At 67.2% G+C, this 18,843-nt stretch carries 15 protein-coding genes; 7 read left to right on the forward strand and 8 right to left on the reverse strand.

Translation table 11 applies throughout. The features are described from left to right. Positions 1-207: 207 nt before the first annotated feature. Positions 208-330, reverse strand: a complete 123-nt coding sequence (locus tag HWY37_RS34755; RefSeq protein ID WP_281372168.1) for a hypothetical protein — start codon at positions 328-330, stop codon at positions 208-210. Between HWY37_RS34755 and HWY37_RS07660 the strand changes: the two genes are divergently transcribed. Together HWY37_RS07660 and HWY37_RS07665 are read left to right on the forward strand one after the other, a co-directional pair. Then, a complete protein-coding gene (locus HWY37_RS07660) occupies positions 274-552 on the forward strand; it encodes a zinc ribbon domain-containing protein (RefSeq protein WP_246302242.1) in 279 nt (92 codons plus the stop codon). The genes HWY37_RS34755 and HWY37_RS07660 overlap by 57 nt on opposite strands. Positions 553-639: 87 nt before the next feature. Continuing rightward, entirely contained in the window at positions 640-1,533 is an 894-nt protein-coding gene (locus HWY37_RS07665; protein WP_176088280.1) for a cation diffusion facilitator family transporter, read from the forward strand. A gap of 102 nt (positions 1,534-1,635) precedes the next feature. Here the strand turns inward: HWY37_RS07665 and coaBC are convergent, their stop codons facing one another. The 4 genes from coaBC to HWY37_RS07685 all read right to left on the reverse strand — a co-directional run bounded on the left by coaBC (position 1,636) and on the right by HWY37_RS07685 (position 7,350). Continuing rightward, the gene (gene coaBC, locus HWY37_RS07670; protein WP_176088281.1) at positions 1,636-2,832 is read right to left on the reverse strand and encodes a bifunctional phosphopantothenoylcysteine decarboxylase/phosphopantothenate--cysteine ligase CoaBC; all 1,197 of its coding nucleotides are present in this window, start codon (positions 2,830-2,832) and stop codon (positions 1,636-1,638) included. A 165-nt stretch (positions 2,833-2,997) separates the two neighbouring features. Next, positions 2,998-3,531, reverse strand: a complete 534-nt coding sequence (gene lspA / locus HWY37_RS07675) for a signal peptidase II (RefSeq protein WP_175210548.1) — start codon at positions 3,529-3,531, stop codon at positions 2,998-3,000. Between the two features lie 2 nt (positions 3,532-3,533). Further along, the gene (ileS, locus tag HWY37_RS07680; RefSeq protein ID WP_175210550.1) at positions 3,534-6,395 is read right to left on the reverse strand and encodes an isoleucine--tRNA ligase; all 2,862 of its coding nucleotides are present in this window, start codon (positions 6,393-6,395) and stop codon (positions 3,534-3,536) included. Continuing rightward, positions 6,385-7,350, reverse strand: a complete 966-nt coding sequence (locus HWY37_RS07685; protein ID WP_175210552.1) for a bifunctional riboflavin kinase/FAD synthetase — start codon at positions 7,348-7,350, stop codon at positions 6,385-6,387. The genes ileS and HWY37_RS07685 overlap by 11 nt, the downstream gene beginning before the upstream one ends. Before the next feature lie 134 nt (positions 7,351-7,484). Between HWY37_RS07685 and purN the strand changes: the two genes are divergently transcribed. Both purN and HWY37_RS34835 read left to right on the forward strand, forming a co-directional pair. Next, entirely contained in the window at positions 7,485-8,141 is a 657-nt protein-coding gene (gene purN / locus HWY37_RS07690; RefSeq protein WP_175210556.1) for a phosphoribosylglycinamide formyltransferase, read from the forward strand. An 825-nt stretch (positions 8,142-8,966) separates the two neighbouring features. Further along, on the forward strand, positions 8,967-10,313 hold the full coding sequence (locus HWY37_RS34835) for an RsmB/NOP family class I SAM-dependent RNA methyltransferase (RefSeq protein ID WP_176088493.1): 1,347 nt from the start codon (positions 8,967-8,969) through the stop codon (positions 10,311-10,313). A gap of 16 nt (positions 10,314-10,329) precedes the next feature. Here the strand turns inward: HWY37_RS34835 and HWY37_RS07700 are convergent, their stop codons facing one another. Then, positions 10,330-10,725: a hypothetical protein gene (locus HWY37_RS07700; protein ID WP_175205738.1), complete on the reverse strand. Its 396-nt coding sequence runs from the start codon at positions 10,723-10,725 to the stop codon at positions 10,330-10,332. Positions 10,726-11,081: 356 nt separating this feature from the next. On the opposite strand from HWY37_RS07700, the gene HWY37_RS07705 reads away from it, so the two are divergent. From HWY37_RS07705 to HWY37_RS07715, 3 genes are read left to right on the forward strand one after another with little or no spacing between them, the layout of a single operon-like run. Further along, on the forward strand, positions 11,082-12,290 hold the full coding sequence (locus HWY37_RS07705; protein ID WP_175205739.1) for a DesA family fatty acid desaturase: 1,209 nt from the start codon (positions 11,082-11,084) through the stop codon (positions 12,288-12,290). Further along, entirely contained in the window at positions 12,287-14,581 is a 2,295-nt protein-coding gene (locus HWY37_RS07710) for a UvrD-helicase domain-containing protein (protein ID WP_175205740.1), read from the forward strand. The genes HWY37_RS07705 and HWY37_RS07710 overlap by 4 nt, the downstream gene beginning before the upstream one ends. Before the next feature lie 5 nt (positions 14,582-14,586). Continuing rightward, entirely contained in the window at positions 14,587-14,892 is a 306-nt protein-coding gene (locus tag HWY37_RS07715; protein ID WP_176088282.1) for a chorismate mutase, read from the forward strand. A 45-nt stretch (positions 14,893-14,937) separates the two neighbouring features. Here the strand turns inward: HWY37_RS07715 and HWY37_RS07720 are convergent, their stop codons facing one another. Continuing rightward, positions 14,938-16,131 (reverse strand): cytochrome-c peroxidase, encoded by a 1,194-nt coding sequence (locus tag HWY37_RS07720; RefSeq protein ID WP_176088283.1) that lies wholly within the window; start codon positions 16,129-16,131, stop codon positions 14,938-14,940. Continuing rightward, the gene (locus HWY37_RS07725) at positions 16,104-18,740 is read right to left on the reverse strand and encodes a TonB-dependent receptor (RefSeq protein ID WP_176088284.1); all 2,637 of its coding nucleotides are present in this window, start codon (positions 18,738-18,740) and stop codon (positions 16,104-16,106) included. Before HWY37_RS07725 ends, HWY37_RS07720 begins: the two co-directional genes overlap by 28 nt. Positions 18,741-18,843: the final 103 nt, after the last annotated feature.

Below are 18,843 nucleotides of genomic sequence, written 5' to 3' on the forward strand. Positions count from 1 at the left end.
CGGCAAGCGGCAAGCGGCAAGCTGCGGGTGGCAAGCCGCAAGCCGCAAGCCGCAAGCAACAAGCAGCTAGCAATAAGCAACAAGCGACAAGCAGCCAGCGACAAGCAGCTAGCAGCAGCCAGTCTGCCGGCAAACCCTCCCGTAAAACGGAGGGTTTGTTTTTTGCGCGGACCATCGCGCTTGACTCTGAAGTAGCTTCAGGCTTTTTCATGAGGCCTGGCAATTCGCCGACCAGGCGATCTGGAGTCTGAAATGGGCATATTGAAGCAACTGCTGGGCGGCCATGGCAGCCGCCAGGGGTATGGCGGCCGCCATGGTCACGATGGCCATCGGGGCGGCTCTTACGGCAATCCGCCGGGCGGGCCCGCGCAGGCGGCTGCCGTCGCCTGCAATGGCTGCGGCGCGGCGCAGGCGGCCGGCAGCCGGTATTGTTCACAATGCGGCGCTACGCTGGCGGCGGCCACATGTCCCCAGTGCCGGGCCGCCCTCGCTGCCGGGGCGAGCTTCTGCGGGCAATGCGGCACGGCCGTCGCGCGCGCGAATCAACCCTGATTCCTTTTCGCCGCGAAGGACCATTAGAAGAACCGCCGCAACGAACCACCACAACGAACCGCCACAAGAATCACCACAAGGACCCCCATGAGCGACAGCCACCAGCACGGCGACGTGCGCGCCTTGCCCGAATCCCGCCTCTGGATCGCCTTCGCCCTGACGGGCAGCTTCATGCTGGTGGAGGTCGTGGGCGGAATGATCACCGGTAGCCTGGCATTGATTTCCGATGCCATGCACATGATGACCGACGCCATGGCCTTGCTGCTGGCGCTGGTGGCGATACGCGCGGGCCGCAAGGCGGCGGACCTGATGCGCACCTACGGCTACGCCCGCTTCGAGATCCTGGCGGCGGCGGTCAATGCGCTGGTGCTGCTGGGCGTGGCGTTCTACATCCTGTACGAGGCCTATCAGCGCCTATCGGCGCCGGCGGACATCCAATCATTGGGAATGCTGGCGGTCGCCGTGGTCGGGCTGATCGTCAACCTGATCTCCATGCGCCTTCTGGCAAGCGCCAAGGACGAGAGCCTGAACGTGAAGGGCGCCTATCTGGAGGTGTGGGCCGACATGCTGGGGTCAATCGGCGTGATCGTCGGCGCCGTGGTCATCTGGCTGACGGGCTGGCGCTGGGTCGATTCGGCGCTGGCGGTGGGCATAGGCTTCATGGTGTTCCCGCGCACCTGGGTGCTGCTGCGCGAGTGCGTGAACATCCTGCTGGAGGGCGTGCCGCCGGGCATGAGCCTGCAGGCCGTGCGCGATGCGATCCTGGACACCGCGGGCGTGGCCTCCATCCACGACATACACCTGTGGGCAGTGACCCAGGCCAACCCGATGCTGACCGGCCACGTGGTGCTGGCGGAGGGCGCGGACGGCGAACAAGTACGGCGCGCCATCGAGACCCGCTTGCAGGCGGATTTCCACTTGCACCATACGACGCTGCAGATGGAGCGGGAGGACCGCTCGGCCGAGGAACATATCCATTGAGCGCGGCGGGGCGTCGGAGACGAATGTTCCGTGCAAGAAAAAGCCCCCGTCCGTAGACAGGGGCTCTTCAACGCGGCCGGGTCGGGCTATGGCGCCCGCTTTTTATTGCGGCAGTCTGGCGGCGATTTCCGCGATCAGGCGACGGGCCGCATCCAGCTTGTCGGCGGCGGGCAGGGGATGGGTGCCTTGTTCGTCGAACAGCACCAGTTCGGTGGTGTCGGCGTCCATGACCTTGTGCGCCAGATTGCCCACCAGCAGCGGAATGCCCTTGCGCGTGCGCTTGGCTTCGGCGTGTTCGGCCAGCTTTTCGGTTTCGGCGGCGAAGCCCACGCACCAGGGACCATTGGGCAGCTTGGCCACTTCGGCCAGGATGTCCGGATTGGGTTCGAATTCCATCACGGGCGCGCCGCCGCCTTCGCTGGTTTTCTTCAGCTTCTGGTTGCTGACGTTCTTGACGCGCCAGTCCGCCACCGCGGCCACGGCGATGAAGATGTCCGCGTCTGCCGCGCTGGCCATCACGGCGTCATGCATCTGGCGCGCCGTGGTAACCGACAGCGCGGTGACGCCGCGCGGCACCGGCAGGAAGGTGGCGCCGGAAATCAGCGTGACGCGGGCGCCGGCCTCGCGCGCGGCGCGCGCCAGCGCGTAGCCGGTCTTGCCGGAAGAGCGGTTGCTCAGCACGCGCACCGGGTCCACGGGTTCGGAGGTGGGGCCGGCGGTCAGCAGCACATGGCGGCCGGCCAGCAGCTTGGGCTGGAAGAAGGCGATCAGGTCGGTCAGCAGTTCATGCGCTTCCAGCATGCGGCCGTCGCCGGTCTCGCCGCAAGCCTGCTCGCCGGCGGCGGGGCCCAGCACGCTGATGCCGTCGGCGCGCAATTGTTCGACGTTGCGTTGCGTGGCCGGGTTGGCCCACATCTCGCGGTTCATGGCGGGCGCCACCAGCAGCGGACAGGCGCGCGCCAGGCACAGCGTGGATAGCAGGTCGTCGGCCATGCCGTGCGCCAGCTTGGCCATGAAGTCGGCGCTGGCCGGCGCGATCAGCACCGCGTCCGCGCCGCGCGTCAGGTCGATGTGCGCCATGTTGTTGGGCACGCGCGCGTCCCAGGCGTCCACGAACACCGGGCGGCCCGACAGCGCCTGCATGGTGACCGGGGTGATGAAGTGCGTGGCTGCCTCCGTCATCACCACGTCGACGGTGGCGCCTTGTTCGGTCATGCGGCGCACCAGTTCGGCGATTTTGTAGCAGGCGATGCCGCCGGTCAGGCCGAGGACGATGCGTTTGCGGGCGAGGTCGAGCATGAGGGAGGCGGCGGGATCAGCGCCGTGTAAACGAGGAACGGACAGTGATTTTATTCTGCATTGCGGCATTGCGCCGTTCGCGATGCGTGCAGGGGGCATCAAGCAGGACAAAAACCGGTGGGAAGCAGGGGCAAAGCCGGGGCGTGGCGCCCCGGCTGGCCGGCATCAGGTCTTGGCCTTGCGGCTACGCAAAAGCTCGTCCAGCACCAGCAGGATGGCGCCGCAGGTGATGCCCACGTCCGCCAGGTTGAAGGCGGGAAAGTAGGAGTTGTTCCAGTAGAACAGCAGAAAGTCCACCACGTGGCCATAGACCACGCGGTCGATGACGTTGCCGATGGCGCCGCCCAGGATCAGGGTCAGCGCCAGGCTGAAGCGGGGCTGGCCATGGGTGCGGCGCAGGATGATGGTGATGACCACCGCCGCCACGCAGCCCAGGCCGGTGAACAGCCAGCGCTGCCAGCCTTCCTCGGACGCCAGGAAGCTGAACGCGGCGCCGCGGTTGTACATCAGCGTGAAGTCGAAGACCGGCAGCACGTTGACGCGTTCGCCGTACTGGAACGAGGTGTTGAAGTAGATCTTGGTCAGCTGGTCCAGCACGATGATGGCAAGCGCCAGGGCCAGCCAGCCGCCTACGCGCGCCGGCGCGGGGCGGGCGGGGGCGGCGGCGCCCGTCACTCCGGGTTCGGAGGGGCGGGCCATGTTCAAGCCTTGTCGCGGGCTTCGCCCGAGCCGAACAGGTTGGACACGCAGCGGCCGCAGATCTCGGGGTGGTCCGCGTCCTGGCCCACGTCCAGGCGCCAGTGCCAGCAGCGCTCGCACTTCTTGTGCGTGGACGGCGTGACCTCGATGCGGGTTTCACCTTCGCCGGCGTGCACGGTGGCGCGCGAGACGATCAGCACGAAGCGCAGGTCGTCGCCCAGGCTGGCCAGCAGCTCCTGGTCGGCGCCGTTGGCGTACAGGTCGACTTCGGCCTGCAGCGACGAGCCGATGTCGCCGGCCGTGCGCACTTCTTCCAGCTTGCGCTGGACTTCGGCGCGGATGGCGCGCAGGCGGGTCCACTTGGCCGACAGGGCGTCGGCGTCCGCGAACGGCGGCAGCGCGTGGTAGACCTCGGTGAAGATCGTGGTGCGGGCGGCATCGGCCTGGTTCTTCAGCGCGGAATTGACCAGTTCCTTCCAGGCTTCTTCAGCGGTGAAGGAAAGGATCGGGGCCATCAGCTTGAGCAGCGTCTGCGTGATGTCCAGCAGGGCCGTCTGGGCCGAGCGGCGCGCGCGGCTGTCCACCGCCGAGGTGTACAGGCGGTCCTTCAGGATGTCCAGGTAGAACGCGCCCAGGTCTTCCGAGCAGAAGGTCTGCAGGCGCGACACGGCCGGGTGGAAGTCGTAGCGTTCGTAGTTGGCCTGGACCTCGGCCTGCATCTGGGCCGTCATGGCCAGCGCATAGCGGTCGATCTCGAACAGTTCGCCGTAGGGCACGGACTGCGTCACCGCGTCGAAGTCGGCCAGGTTGGCCAGCAGGAAGCGCAGCGTGTTGCGGATGCGGCGGTAGCCTTCGACCACGCGCTTCAGGATCTCGTCGGAGATGGACAGTTCGCCCGAGTAATCGGTGGACGCCACCCACAGACGCAGGATTTCCGCGCCCAGCGAGTCGGACACCTTTTGCGGGGCGATCACGTTGCCCACCGACTTGCTCATCTTGCGGCCCTGGCCGTCCACCACGAAGCCGTGCGTGAGCAGGGCCTTGTAGGGCGGCTGGCCGTAAAGCATGCAGCCGGTCAGGAGCGACGAGTGGAACCAGCCGCGGTGCTGGTCCGAGCCTTCCAGGTACAGGTCGGCGGGCCAGGCGAGTTCAGCGCCGTGCGAACCGGCGAAGTCGCCATCCTTGCCGCCGAGCACCGTGGCGTGCGTGCTGCCCGAATCGAACCACACGTCCAGCGTGTCGCGGTTCTTTTCGTACTGGTCGGCCTCGTCGCCCAGCAGTTCGCGCGGATCCAGCGTCTGCCAGGCTTCGATGCCGCCTTGCTCGACGCGCTGCGCCACCTGTTCCAGCAATTCGGAGGTGCGCGGATGCAGCTCGCCGGTTTCCTTGTGCACGAAGAAGGCCATCGGCGTGCCCCATTGGCGCTGGCGCGACAGCGTCCAGTCGGGGCGGTTGGCGATCATGGCGTGCAGGCGGGCGCGGCCCCAGGCCGGGTAGAAGGCGGTGGCGTCGATGCCGGCCAGGGCGGATTCGCGCAGGGTCGGGCCGCCATCCTTGGGGGCCACGTCCATGCCGGCGAACCACTGGCTGGTGGCGCGATAGATGATGGGGGTCTTGTGGCGCCAGCAGTGCATGTAGCTGTGCTTGTGCTTTTCCACGTGCATCAGCGCGCCGGCTTCCTGCAGCGCCTCGACGATCTTGGGGTTGGCGTCCCAGATGGACAGGCCGCCGAACAGCGCCAGGCTGTCCACGTACTTGCCGTCGCCCATGACCGGGCTGATGAAGTCGGTGTCCTTCATGCCGTGCTCCTTGCACGAGATGAAGTCCTCGATGCCGTAGGCCGGCGCCGAGTGCACCACGCCGGTGCCGGAGTCGGCCGTCACGTAGTCGCCCAGGTAGGCGGGCGACTTGCGGTCGTAGGCGGCGTTGAACTGCGCCAGCGGGTGGCGGAATTCGATGCCCGACAGCGCCGCGCCCGGGGCCGTGGCGATCACTTCGCCTTCCAGGTTCCAGGCCTTCAGGCAGGCCTCGACGCGCTCCTTGGCGATCAGCAGCAGGGGGCCGAACTTGGGAACCGGCGACACGCGCACCAGCGCGTATTCGATTTCAGGGTGCAGGTTCAGCGCCTGGTTGGACGGAATGGTCCAGGGCGTGGTGGTCCAGATGACGATGGCGCCGTCTTCCACGGATTCCAGGCCGAAGGCGCTGGCCAGCTTGGCGTGCTCGGCGAACGGGAAGGCCACGTCCACCGCCGGGTCGACGCGGTCGGCGTACTCGACTTCGGCTTCAGCCAGGGCCGAGCCGCAGTCGAAACACCAGTTCACGGGCTTCAGGCCGCGGAACACGTAGCCCTTGTCCAGGATGCGGCCCAGCGCGCGGATTTCGTCGGCTTCATTGCTGAAGTTCATCGTCATGTAGGGACGATCCCACTCGCCCAGCACGCCCAGGCGCTTGAAGTCCTTGCGCTGGCGGTCGATCTGTTCGAGCGCGTAGGCGCGGGCCTTGGACTGCACTTCGGCCACGGGCAGGTGCTTGCCGTATTTCTTTTCGATCTGGATTTCGATCGGCATGCCGTGACAGTCCCAGCCCGGCACGTAATGCGCGTCATAGCCGGCCATGTTGCGGCTCTTGACGATGATGTCCTTCAGGATCTTGTTGACCGCGTGGCCGATGTGGATGTCGCCGTTGGCGTAGGGCGGGCCGTCGTGCAGCACGAAGCGCGGCCGGCCGCGGCTGGCGGCGCGGATCGCCTGGTAGACGTGGTTTTCCTCCCACTGCGAAATCCAGGCGGGCTCGCGCTTGGCGAGGTCGCCCCGCATGGGGAAGGGAGTATCGGGCAGGTTGAGGGTCTTTTTATAGTCCATGAACGGCAAAATAGGCGCGCGCGTTTCGCGCGTCTTCGGCGATGGCGGCAGTCAGGGAAGGGAGGTCAGGAAATTTTTCTTCGTCCCGCAGCTTTTGCAGGAATTCGACGCGTACGAGTTTACCGTAAGCGTCGACGGTCTCGTCGAGCAGGTGCGACTCAAGCAGCACGCGGCCGCGGTCCTCGACCGTGGGACGCACGCCCAGGCTGGCGACGGCCGGCAGCGGGCGGTCGGCCAGGCCATAGACCTGGACCACATAAATGCCGGAGCGCGCGGCGCAGCGCTCGGCCACCCGCAGATTCATAGTCGGGAAGCCCAGCGTACGGCCCAGCTTCTGGCCGTGGATCACGTGGCCGCTGATATGGAACGGATGGCCCAGCAGGTGGCGGGCGCGCTCCAGGTCGCCGACCGCCAGCGCGGTGCGCACTTCCGAACTGGAGATGCGGTGGCCTTGCTGGTCGGTCACGTCCGCCAGCGTTTGCACCTCGAAGCCGTGGCGCAGGCCCGCTTCGCGCAGCAAGTCGATGTCGCCGCTGCGCTTATGGCCGAAACGGAAGTCCTCGCCCACCAGCAGCCATTTGGCGTGTAGGCCCTGGACCAGCAATTGCTCGATGAAGGCGTTGGCCGACATTTCGGCCAGCCGGGCGTTGAAGCGTTCCACCACGACCTGACTGATGCCGTAGCGCGCCAGCGCGGCCAGCTTGTCGCGCAAACCCGAAATCCGGGTCGGCGCCAGCTCGGGGCGGTGATTGAGGGTGGCGAAATACTCCCGCGGATGCGGCTCGAAGGTCATGACCGAGGGCGTAAGACCGCGTTCGCGCGCGACTTGGCAGACGCGCGCCAGCATGGCCTGGTGTCCGCGGTGGACGCCGTCGAAATTGCCGATCGTCAGCGCGCAAGGGGCGCGCCGGTCGGGCGGGGGCAGGGATCGGTAGATGCGCAGCGATGGTTTCACGAGCGAGAGTTTACAATTTTGGATTCCGGGTTTGTTCCTATCCCTTCCTGCCGTGCGTCCAGGCTGTTGCCGCGCGCGGAATTGCAGGGGGCGGACGGGCCCGATTTCCCTTGGAATTCCTTATCTTGCCGGAAATATCTACCACCAAGCGCCGCCTGGTCATCCTGATCTCGGGACGGGGCAGCAACATGCAGGCATTGGCCGAGGCCTGCCGCAATGAGGGCTGGCCGGCCGAAGTCGCCGCCGTCATCGCCAGCCGGCCCGACGCCGCCGGCCTGGAATGGGCGGCCCACCAGGGCATCGCCACGGCCGCCCTGTTCCACAAGGACTACGCCAGCCGCGAAGCCTTCGACGCCGCGCTGGCCGCCGAAATCGACCGCTACGAACCCGATTACGTCATCCTGGCCGGCTTCATGCGCGTCCTGACGCCCGGCTTCGTCAATCACTACGCCGGCCGGCTGGTCAATATCCATCCCTCGTTGCTGCCCGCGTTTCCGGGGCTGCATACCCACGCCCAGGCCCTGGCGACGGGGGTGCGCGTGCATGGCTGCACGGTGCACTTCGTCACGCCGGTGCTGGATCACGGGCCCATCATCGCCCAGGGCAGCGTGCCGGTCCTGGCGGGCGACACGCCCGAATCGCTGGCCGAGCGCGTGCTGGCGGTGGAGCACCAAGCCTTCCCGGCGGCGGTGCGCTGGCTTGCCGAAGGCCGGGTTACCCTGACCAGCGACCACCGGGTGAACGTGCAGGGCGATCCCGACCGCCTTTTCGCCTGGTCGCCGGCCGCCTGAGCGGCCTGAACTGAATTTTTCGGGCGGAAGCCCTCCGCCCCACTGGAATACACCATGACTAAACCCCAATCCCCGCGTTCTCGTCCGGCAGGCGGTGCCGAAGGCCGCGACGGTCGGTCCTTCTTCTCGCGCCCCAAGGGCGACGCGCGCGCGCCGGCTGCGCGCGACAGTTCGCGCGACGCCTCCCGCGAAGACCGTTCCGGCGGCCGCCCGACGCCGCGCCCGTCCTATGACGCCCCGCGCGGCGAGGGCCGTGGCGGCGAACGCGCTTCCCATGGCTCGGACCGCCGCGAAGGCCGCCCGAGCCCGCGTCCGTCCTACGATCCCGCGCGCGGCGAAGGCCGTGGCGGCGAACGCGCTGCTTTTGGCTCGGAACGTCGCGAAGGGCGTCCGGGTCCGCGTCCGTCCTACGACGCCCCGCGCGGCGAAGGTCGCGGCGGCGAACGCGCCTCCTACGGTTCGGAACGCCGCGAAGGCCGCCCGGGTCCGCGTCCGTCCTATGACGCCCCTCGCGGCGAAGGTCGCGGCGGCGAACGCGCCTCCTACGGTTCGGAACGCCGCGAAGGGCGTCCGGGCTCACGTCCGTCTTACGACGCGCCGCGTGGCGAAGGCCGTGGTGGCGAGCGCGCCTCCTACGGTTCGGAACGCCGCCCGGACTCGCGTCCGGCCTACGGCTCCTCGCATGGCGAGGACCGTGGCGGCGACCGCGGCCAGCGTGGTGGCCAACGTGGCGGCGAGGGCGGTCAGGGCGGTCAGGGCGGCCACGGCCACGCGCCGCAGAAGCCCCAGTTCAACCGCCCGCGCCAATCGCACGCGGCCATCCGCATCGACCAGGTCCAGCGCGTCCTGGGTGAAATCCTGCAATGGACCTATCCGGCCGACGCGGCGCTGTCGCACTGGCTGCGCAATCATCCCAACCTGGGCGCGCGCGACCGCTCCGAGGTAGCCGAAGCCGTCTACGACGTGCTGCGCCACCTGCGCCGCTACCGCCAATTCGGCGAAAGCGGTGTCGGTCCCGCCTCGCGCCGCCTGGCCATCCTGGGCCTGGCCGCGACGCTGGGCGCCGAGGCGCTGGCCGAAGGCATGGACGCCGCCGAAGCCGAATGGCTGCAGCGCGTGTCGCAGATCGACCTGGCGACCCTGCCGCGCGCGTTGCGCGGCAGCATCCCGGACTGGCTGGACGAGCGCCTGGGCGCCATGGACAGCCCCGACACCCTCATCGAGGCGCTGAACCGCCAGGCGAGCCTGGACCTGCGCGTCAACCCGCTGAAGGTCGAGCGCGACGCCATGCTGGCCGAATTGCAGCAGGGCGCCGGCCGCTACGAGCCGGTCGCCATGAGCTATTCGCCCTGGGGCATCCGCATGGAAGGCCGCCCGGCCATCAACCGCTGGCCGCAGTTCGAGAACGGCAGCATCGAAGTCCAGGACGAGGGTAGCCAGCTGCTGGCCCTGCTGGTCGCGCCGCGTCGCGGCGAAATGGTCATCGATTTCTGCGCCGGCGCCGGCGGCAAGACGCTGCTGCTGGGCGCCTTGATGCGCTCCACCGGCCGCCTGTACGCATTCGACGTTTCCGCCGCCCGCCTGGCGCGCGCCAAGCCGCGCTTTGCGCGCAGCGGCCTGTCGAACGTGGTGCCCGTCGTCATCGACAGCGAAAACGATGCCCGCGTGAAGCGCCTGGCCGGCAAGGCCCAACGCGTGCTGGTCGACGCCCCGTGCAGCGGCATCGGCACCTTGCGCCGCAATCCGGATCTGAAATGGCGCCAGCACCCCGAGGCGCTGGCTGAACTGGGCCAGCTCCAGGAGCGCATCCTGAACAGCGCGGCGCGCTGCGTGGCTCCGGGCGGCCGCCTGGTCTACGCCACGTGCAGCCTGCTGGCCGAGGAAAACGAGGTGCAGGCCGAGCGCTTCCTGGCCAGCCACCCCGATTTCGAGCGTCTGGACGCGGCCGAGATCCTGGCCGCCCGCTGCGAGAATCTGAAGCTGGAAGGCCCCTACGTGCAGCTGCGTCCGGACGTGCACGGCACGGACGGCTTTTTCGCCGCGGTGTTCGAGCGCAAGAAGAAGGGCGCCGCAGCGGCCGCCGACGAGGCAGAGGCTATGGACGCTGGCGATGCGCCGGCTGAAGAGCAGGCCGACACCGCTGCGGCCGGCGAGCAGGGCCAGCCGGCCTGAGTGTGGAGGCGCCGGGTCAGGGACCCGGCGTGACCACCACCGTGGCGCTGTAGCGGCGCGTTCCCAGTGTCTTGTTCTGGTACTTCACTTCCCAGGCCAGGGTGTCGCTGCCGGCCTGGTCCGCCTGATAGACCAGCTGCGACACCGGGACGGTCTGGTAGGCGCAGCGGCCGGAATCGCTGGACTGGCCGCGCGTCTGCATGACGCTGGCCTTGCCCAGCCGCGGCATCATGGTGAGCGAGAGCCTGGGCGCGCGCAGCGCCAGGCAGTCCGACCCCCGGATCTCGTAATACGAGGCCAGCACGGCGACGTCTCCCGACTTCAAGGTCTGCGCGGAAGCGGCGGCCGGCAGCGCGGCTGTCAGCGTGGCCAGGGCGTAAAATAAATGGGGACGTATTTTTTTCAGCAACATCAGTGGGACAAATGAGACAGTTTGGGCGGCAAAAACACCCGCAGTGTGCGCCAGCCGCAAGTCCGCTTCAAGACCGGATTCCAAGCTGACAGGAACTTTAACGGCGAAATGTAGCCAAAACCTTGCGCCTTCGCGTATGCCCCCCACCTTCCCTGGGGAGGACGGCCATAGCGCCGCGTGCCGCAAGGCTCGGCCTCGCAACCTTCGTCAGTGGTGGCGAGTATGGCTTTTTGCCCTGAAAAACCGGGGCTTAGTCCTTGATTTCGCTCAAAAACTATTTTGAAACTACCTTGTCATAAGTCAGGCAAGGTACGCTAAACTTCAGGCACTTCTTAAGCGAGGCTCCTTACAGCTTTATGGATTACATCCTCTCCTTCATTGCCGGCGGTCTGACCCAAGCTACTTGGTGGCAGGTCGTCGTTTTCACGCTGGTAGTGACGCACATCACCATTGTGTCGGTCACGGTTTTCCTCCATCGCAGCCAAGCGCACCGGGGTCTGGATCTGCATCCGGCCGTCATGCACTTCTTCCGCTTCTGGCTCTGGATGACGACCGGCATGGTCACCAAGGAATGGGTCGCCATTCACCGCAAGCACCACGCCAAGTGCGAAAAGGAAGGCGATCCTCATTCGCCCATCCTGTTCGGCATCTGGAAGGTGCTGTTCCGCGGCGCGGAACTGTACCGCGAAGAATCGAACAACAAGGAAACCATGGCCAAGTTCGGCCACGGCACGCCTGACGACTGGCTCGAGCGCAACGTCTACAGCAAGCACAGCCTGTGGGGCGTGCTGACCATGCTCGCCATCGACATCGCCCTGTTCGGCGCCATCGGCGTCACGGTGTGGGCTGTGCAGATGGCCTGGATTCCCTTCTGGGCCGCCGGCGTCGTCAACGGCATCGGCCACTACTGGGGCTACCGCAACTACAACAGCCCGGATACCAGCACCAACGTGTTCCCCTGGGGCATCGTGATTGGCGGCGAAGAGCTGCACAACAACCACCACGCCCACGGCACGTCGGCCAAGTTCTCGGCCAAGTGGTACGAATTCGACATCGGCTGGTGCTACATCAACATCCTGAAGTTCTTCGGCCTGGCCAAGATCAAGAAGGTTGCGCCCAAGCTCAAGCTGGACGACAGCAAGACCGGCATCGACCTGCGCACCCTGCAGGGCGTGATCACGCACCGCTACGAAGTCATGGCCCGTTATGCGGACGTGATCAAGAGCGCCGCCCGCGAGGAAATGGCCAAGCTGAAGGATTCGCGCAAGAAGGGCTCCGCCGAATGCGACTGGACCAAGCTGCACAGCGTGCGCCGCGCCATCCACCGCAACGAGGACATCCTCCAGCCGGAACAGCTGGCCGCCGTGGACAAGGCCATTGCCCAGAACAAGTCGCTGTCCACGCTGGTGCAGATGCGCCGTGAACTCGGCCGTATCTGGGAAAGCTCCAGCGCCAGCAGCGAACAGCTCCTTCATGACCTGCAGGCCTGGTGCCAGCGCGCCCAGCAAAGCGGCATCGCCGGGCTCGAGCAATTCGCTCAACGTCTGCGCCGCTACGCGGCATGATGCTAGAGAAGCTCAACCCTGAACAACGCGCCGCAGTAACGTTAGAACCGCAGCACGCCCTGGTCCTGGCCGGGGCGGGCAGCGGCAAGACCCGGGTGCTCACCACCCGCATGGCCTGGCTGATTCAAACCGGCCAGGCCTCGCCTTTTGGGCTTCTGGCGGTCACGTTCACCAACAAGGCGGCGCGCGAGATGCTCGCGCGCATGTCGGCCATCCTGCCAATCGACACGCGCGGCCTGTGGATCGGCACGTTCCACGGCCTGTGCAACCGCATGCTGCGCGCGCATCACCGCGACGCCGGGCTGCCGCAGAGCTTCCAGATCCTGGACGTCACCGACCAGCTCGCGGCCATCAAGCGCCTGATGAAGGCCAACGGCGTCGACGACGAAAAGTATCCTCCCCGCGATGTGCAGCGCTTCATCAACGGCGCCAAGGAAGAGGGCCTGCGCCCCGCCGATGTCGAAGCCTATGACGCCCACCGCCGCCGCCTGATCGAGATCTACCAGCTCTATGAGGCCCAGTGCCTGCGCGAGGGCGTGGTGGACTTCGCCGAGCTGCTGCTGCGCGCCTACGAACTTCTGTCGCGCAACGCGCCCGTGCGCGAGCACTACCAGCGCCGTTTCCGCCACATCCTGGTCGACGAGTTCCAGGACACCAACACGCTGCAGTACAAGTGGCTGCGGCTGCTGGCCGGCGGCGGCGCGGCCATCTTCGCGGTGGGCGACGACGACCAGTCGATCTATGCCTTCCGCGGCGCCAACGTCGGCAACATGGCCGACTTCGAGCGCGACTACGCGCGTGGCACCGTGATCCGCCTGGAGCAGAACTACCGTTCCTTTGGCCACATCCTGGATTCCGCCAACGCGCTGATCGGCCACAACACCGGGCGGCTGGGCAAGAACCTCTGGACCGAGCAAGGCGACGGCGAGCCGGTACGCGTCATCGAGCAGCCGTCCGACGGCATGGAAGCGCAGTGGATCGTGGACGAAATCCGTTCCTTGATCCGCGAAGGCAGCCTGCGCCGCGAGATCGCCGTGCTTTACCGCAGCAACGCGCAGTCGCGCGTGCTGGAACACGCCATCTTCTCCGCCGGCATCCCCTACAAGGTTTACGGCGGCCTGCGCTTCTTCGAGCGCCAGGAAATCAAGCACGCGCTGGCCTACCTGCGCCTGATGGCCAATCCCCACGACGACACCTCGTGGATGCGGGTCGTCAACTTCCCCACGCGCGGCATCGGCGCGCGCACGCTGGAACAATTGGGCGACGCCGCGCGCGCGCACGACACCAGCCTGTATGCGGCAGTGGCCCTGGTGCCCGGCAAGGGCGGTTCCAACCTGGCGCAGTTCGCCCAGCTGATCCACCGCCTGATCGAAGAGACCCGCGACCTGCCGCTGCCCGAAATGGTCGAGCACATGCTCGAGGCCAGCGGCTTGAACGCGCACTACAAGGCAGAGCGCGAAGGCGCGGAACGGCTGGAAAACCTGAACGAACTGATCACGGCCGCGGCAGTGTTCGCGTCCGAGGAAAACTACGACGGCATGCCTGCCGGCGTGGTGCCCGAGCAGGACACGGCGTCCACGCTCAACGCGGGCGTGGTGGATGCGCCCGTGGTCGCGTCCGACGGCCTGACGCCGCTGGCCGCGTTCCTGTCGCATGCCGCGCTGGAAGCCGGCGACAACCAGGCCCAGCAAGGCCAGGACGCGGTGCAGCTCATGACCGTGCACGCGGCCAAGGGCCTGGAGTTCGACGCGGTCTTCATCACCGGCCTGGAAGAGGGGTTGTTCCCGCACGAGAACAGCGTCCTGGAAGCTTCCGGCCTGGAAGAAGAGCGCCGCCTCATGTACGTGGCCATCACGCGCGCGCGCCAGCGCCTGTACATCAGCCTGGCGCAAAGCCGGATGCTGCACGGCCAGACGCGCTATGCGATGCGGTCGCGCTTCCTGGATGAAATTCCCGAGCAGCACCTGAAGTGGCTGTCGCCCAAGGCCGGCCTGGCCCAGGTTGGCAGCACGGGGGCGGGTTGGGGCGGCGGCAACCGCGGCGACGCGTTCGGCCGCAAGCCCACCAATACCATTGCGCCGCGTCAAGCCCGCAGCGTCACCACCGGCGTCACGGTGGGCGACAAGCAGTATCGTGTAGGTCAGGGCGTGCACCACGCGCGGTTCGGCGAGGGCACGATCATCGGCTTGAGCGGAGCAGGGCAGGACGCCCAGGCTGAAATCCAGTTCCGCGACGTAGGCGCCAAGACCCTGGCGCTGGGCATCGCCAAGCTTGATATTGTTCAAGGTTGAGACATATGGCCAACACCGATTCCCCCAAAGCCGAGCTGGCGTCGCTGCGCGCCGAGGTCGATGAAATCGACCAGCAGATCATGCTGCTGTTGGGCGTGCGGTTCCGTTGCACGGACATGATCGGCGAGCTCAAGCGCGAGCTGGACATGGACCTGGTGGACCCCAAGCGCGAGGAGCAGCAGGTCGCGCGCATCCGCCGCCTGGCGCAGGAAGCGGGCGTGCCGCCCGCCCTGGCCGAGACCATCCTGCGTGAAGTGATCGACACCGTGGTCGACCACCACACCCGCCTGCGCGAGCGCCCGTACTCGTAATGCCAGGTAGACGGCGCCCTAGGGGGCGCCGTCTTTCCCTCAGCTCTACAAAACCCGCATGAACGCCAGCAAGGCGTCGATCTCGTCCGCGCTCAGGTCCAGCGGCCGGATGTGCTCGGACTTGCGCGGGGCATGGGGGTCTGGCGGATCGGCAGGAGCCGGGTCGCGACCCATGCCCGCGTTGTACATCCGCAGCAGCCCCTTCAGGTCCGGGAACAGGCCGTTGTGCATCCATGGTCCGGCGCGCGAGACATTGCGCAAGCTGGGCGTGCGGAACTTACCCAGGTCGGCGGCGTCCCGGGTGACCTCGTAGCGGCCCAGGTCCTGGTTGCGGCGCCCGTAGAAGGACAGGCCGATGTCGTGGAAACCGTGGTCGGTCAGCAGCGCCCCGCTGTGGCAGTTCATGCATCGCGCCTGGGTGCGGAACAGGTGCATGCCGACCATCTCGGCGTCGTCCAGGGCATCGGGTCGGCCGTCCAGGAATTCGTCGAAGCGCGTGGGCTCGGGACGTAGGGTGGCGACGTAGGCCGCCAGCGCGCGCGCCAGCCGGTCCGCGTCCACCGGCGGTTGCGGCGCGGGCGCCGCGCCGAATGCCCGCAGGAATTCCGCTGGATACGGTTCGGTGTCCAACAGGCGCGCCACGACGCCGCCGGCATCATGATTCATCTCGCGCGGATCGTGGATGGGGCCGAGCACCTGTTGCTTGAGGCTGGCGGCGCGTCCGTCCCAGAACAGCCGCGGCGCGAACGGCGCGGCATAGAGCGGCGTGGAGCGCCGCCTGCCCATCAGCTTGTCTTCGCCCACCGCCAGCGCCAGCCCGTCGGTGAAGGCGCGTTGCGGCAGATGACAGGAGGCACACGAAACCTGTCCCTTGCGCGACAGCCGGGTATCGAAGAACAGCGTCTGTCCCAAGGTCACGATGGCCGGGCGGGCCACGTCGGCCGCCAGCTCCTGCTGGCCGGCATTGGCGGCGGTCCAGCTCAGCGGCGCACTGGAAGCGGACGGCACCGGCGCCCACTCGCGCCAGGCCACGCCGGGATCGATGACGGGCGCGGGCCAGGCCGCGGACGGTCCGGCGTAGTGCCGCCGCAGGCATGCCGCGTCCCAGCCCGCCGGCCCTTTGCAGGCGGCCGCGTCCGCTGCGGGCCTTGTATTCCCCGCAGTGTCCGCGCGGCTGGCGGGTGCCGCCAGCGCAAGCGCCAGGCCCAGGATCAGAACCGGTAGCCGACTTGCAGCCATAGCTCGCGCCCCGTCTGGTAGGTACTGCGGTTGGTCTTGAGGTTCGGATTGCTGGCCGTCACGGCAGGCCTGCGGTCCAGCACGTTCAGGACCTCGACCGTGAATTCCAGGCTGCGCGCAAAGGTCGGATTCCAGGCGAGCTTGGTGTCCCAGGTCCAATAGGAAGGGATCTGGCCGGACTCGAAGCGGTCCAGGTAATCGGGCCGCGGGCCCAAGCCCACATAAACGGTGGCATCGCGCTTGCTGCGCCAGTTCACCATGTTGCTCCAGGTCAGCCCCGTGCGTGGCCAGGCGCCGACCAGGCTGAGCGTGGCGACTTGCGGCTGGTAGAAGGTGGACGGCGGCAGGTCGATGGCGCGCATGCGCGAGCCGTTGTAGATCACGTATTCGTCAGGGTCGCGGGCGTCGGCGTTGTAGCCTTCGACCAGGTCGACGTTGGTCTTGCGCTTCTGCCAGCTCCAGCTGGCCTGCATGTTCCAGCGCGTTTCGCCCAGCCGCCAGGGTTCCAGCGTGCGCACGGACAGGCTGACGCCGTCGGTGGTGGACAGGCCTTCGTTGGTGTAGCGGTAGCCGTCCTTTTCGTTGCCGGTCTTGGTCCACTGGTCGCGCCCATTGCGCCGCACGTAGCTCAGCACGCCTTCCATGCCCGCCATGCGCTGGCGCAGCGAGACCGCCCATTCGTCGTCGTACGGCATGCGCAGGCCCTTGTAGTGGACGTAGTACTCCTTGCTGCCATCGGCCACGGGCTTGCCGTTCTTGTCCAGCACCTGCCTCCGCAGGCGGCTCCTTTCCTCTTCAAGCGCCGTCTCCAATACCCCCGAACCGTAGTAGCGCGACCAGCCGGCGCTGAGCAGCGTGTCGCCCGATCCCGACACGTCCCAGTCCAGCCGCGTGCGCGGCGATATGTTGTTGTTGCCGAGGAAGGTCTCGCGGTCGTAGCGCAGGCCGGCGTCCAGGGCCAGCCGCTCCCATTCGATGCGATCAGACAGGTACAGGCTCGCCATGTTGTAGTTCACGTCGACGGTGCCGGGCAGGTAGCGGACCTTGCTGAAATCCCGGTAGCTGCCGTCGCGGTTGTAGGCGCGTTGGTAAGAATGGCTTTCCTGGAAGCGTTCGAAGTTGGCCTGCACCTGGTACAGCTCCACACCCGCGTAGGGCAGGTGGGTGAACACGCCCGTGCGCACGGGGTCCAGGTCCACGCGTCCCTTCAAGGTCCAGGTGTCTTGCCGCTTCTGTTCCTTGCCGAAGCCGCCCGCCGTGTACCGCGGCAGTTGATAGGGAGCGAAGGTCACGAGTTCGTCGCCGACGGATGCGCGGTTGCTCAGCGAACGGTCCCAGCCCGCCTGCAGCGCCAGTCGTCCGCCCTGGAAGACGTGCTCCAGGTTGGCGCCCACGCCGCGCGCGGCATGGTTGTTGTCCCAGCGCGTATGGCGGAACAGGTCGCTGGCCAGGGTTTCGCTGCGGTCGCTGTATTTCAGCGTCAGGTCGGCGGTGGTGTCGGCGCTGGCGCGCACGCTGAACTTGCCCAGGAAGTTGTCGATGCGGTCGCTGTAGCGGTCCTGGCCGGGAGCCGGCTGGCCTCGCTCATCCACGCCCATGTTCCAGCGCGTGATGTCCGATTCGCGCCGCGACATGGCCAGCACGGCGCCCGATTTCTCATTGAAAGCCACATCGCCCACGGCGGAGTAGAAGCGCTTCTTCCATTCGGGCGAGTAGCCGGGCTTGCCCTGCGCCCAGCTGTTCTGCTCGCCCTCGGCCACCTCCTGTCGCGTCATCTTCGATGTGTTCCAGCGGTAGTCGAGGTTCAGCCGGTTTTCGCCGGAGAAGCGGCGCAGCCTGGCATCGACGACCCCGCCGGTGAAGCGGCCGTACTCCACGGGCACGAAACTGTCGTGCACCCGCACTTCCTCCAGCAGGCTAGTGTCGACGAAGTACGACTGCGGATTGCTGGGCACATTGCCGACCTGCAGGTTCAGGTTCTTGCTGGCCGGGTCCACGCGGTTGGTGGCATCCATGCCGTCGAGCTGGAACAGGTTCTGGTAGGGGCTGGAGCCGTGGAAGGAAATGTCCTCCACGTTGAGCGAACCGCGGTTCTGCGAGCCGGCGGCGCCCGGGTTGGTGCGCACGGCCGGATGCGTCGCCACCAGCGTGCTCAGGTCCCGGTTGGAGCTGGGCGTGTCGGCAATGTCCTCGCGGGTGTAGACGCGTTCGCCGATCTGCTCGCCATAGACCCGCACGGCGTCCAGGCGCAGGGCGGAGAACTGGCTGGTCTTGTCCACGAACACGATGTAGCGGCCGGGTCCGTCAGCGCGCAGCGACAGGCCCGATCCTTCCAGCAGCCGGTTCAAGGCCATGAGGGGCGAGTACTCGCCTTGCAGCGCGGGCGCGGTCTTGCCCGCCACGGCTGCCGGCGGGAAGGAAATCTCCAGGCCGGCCTGCCGGCCCAGCGCAAGCAGCGCCTCGCCCAGCGGCTGCGCGGGCAGATCGTAGGCGGCGCCGCGCGCGGCGGGCTGGGCCGAAGCCGGGGAGGCCGAGATCAGGGCGGCGACGAGCAGAGCGGCCGCGGCGCCCGGGCGGCGAGCGCGCCGGACGGTGTGGGGAAACGACATGTATGTGTCCAAGCGGTGTTGATGTCAGCCGTAGGACGTTTGCTGCCGCCGTTTACCTCATCGGTTTGATCATGAATAATTTATATCGATTCTCATTTACCGA

Origin of the sequence: Achromobacter anxifer, assembly GCF_903652925.1 — a bacterium.
Classification (GTDB): Bacteria; Pseudomonadota; Gammaproteobacteria; order Burkholderiales; family Burkholderiaceae_B; genus Achromobacter; species Achromobacter anxifer.

Coding starts and splice junctions, on each gene's coding strand:
- coaBC (WP_176088281.1), bottom strand. CDS start 2,832: ATGCTCGACCTCGCCCGCAAACGCATCGTCCTCGGCCTGACCGGCGGC.
- HWY37_RS07725 (WP_176088284.1), bottom strand. CDS start 18,740: ATGTCGTTTCCCCACACCGTCCGGCGCGCTCGCCGCCCGGGCGCCGCG.
- HWY37_RS07720 (WP_176088283.1), bottom strand. CDS start 16,131: ATGGCTGCAAGTCGGCTACCGGTTCTGATCCTGGGCCTGGCGCTTGCG.
- lspA (WP_175210548.1), bottom strand. CDS start 3,531: ATGGCCCGCCCCTCCGAACCCGGAGTGACGGGCGCCGCCGCCCCCGCC.
- HWY37_RS07710 (WP_175205740.1), top strand. CDS start 12,287: ATGATGCTAGAGAAGCTCAACCCTGAACAACGCGCCGCAGTAACGTTA.
- HWY37_RS07665 (WP_176088280.1), top strand. CDS start 640: ATGAGCGACAGCCACCAGCACGGCGACGTGCGCGCCTTGCCCGAATCC.
- ileS (WP_175210550.1), bottom strand. CDS start 6,395: ATGGACTATAAAAAGACCCTCAACCTGCCCGATACTCCCTTCCCCATG.
- HWY37_RS07700 (WP_175205738.1), bottom strand. CDS start 10,725: ATGTTGCTGAAAAAAATACGTCCCCATTTATTTTACGCCCTGGCCACG.
- HWY37_RS34755 (WP_281372168.1), bottom strand. CDS start 330: ATGGCCATCGTGACCATGGCGGCCGCCATACCCCTGGCGGCTGCCATG.
- HWY37_RS07715 (WP_176088282.1), top strand. CDS start 14,587: ATGGCCAACACCGATTCCCCCAAAGCCGAGCTGGCGTCGCTGCGCGCC.
- HWY37_RS07705 (WP_175205739.1), top strand. CDS start 11,082: ATGGATTACATCCTCTCCTTCATTGCCGGCGGTCTGACCCAAGCTACT.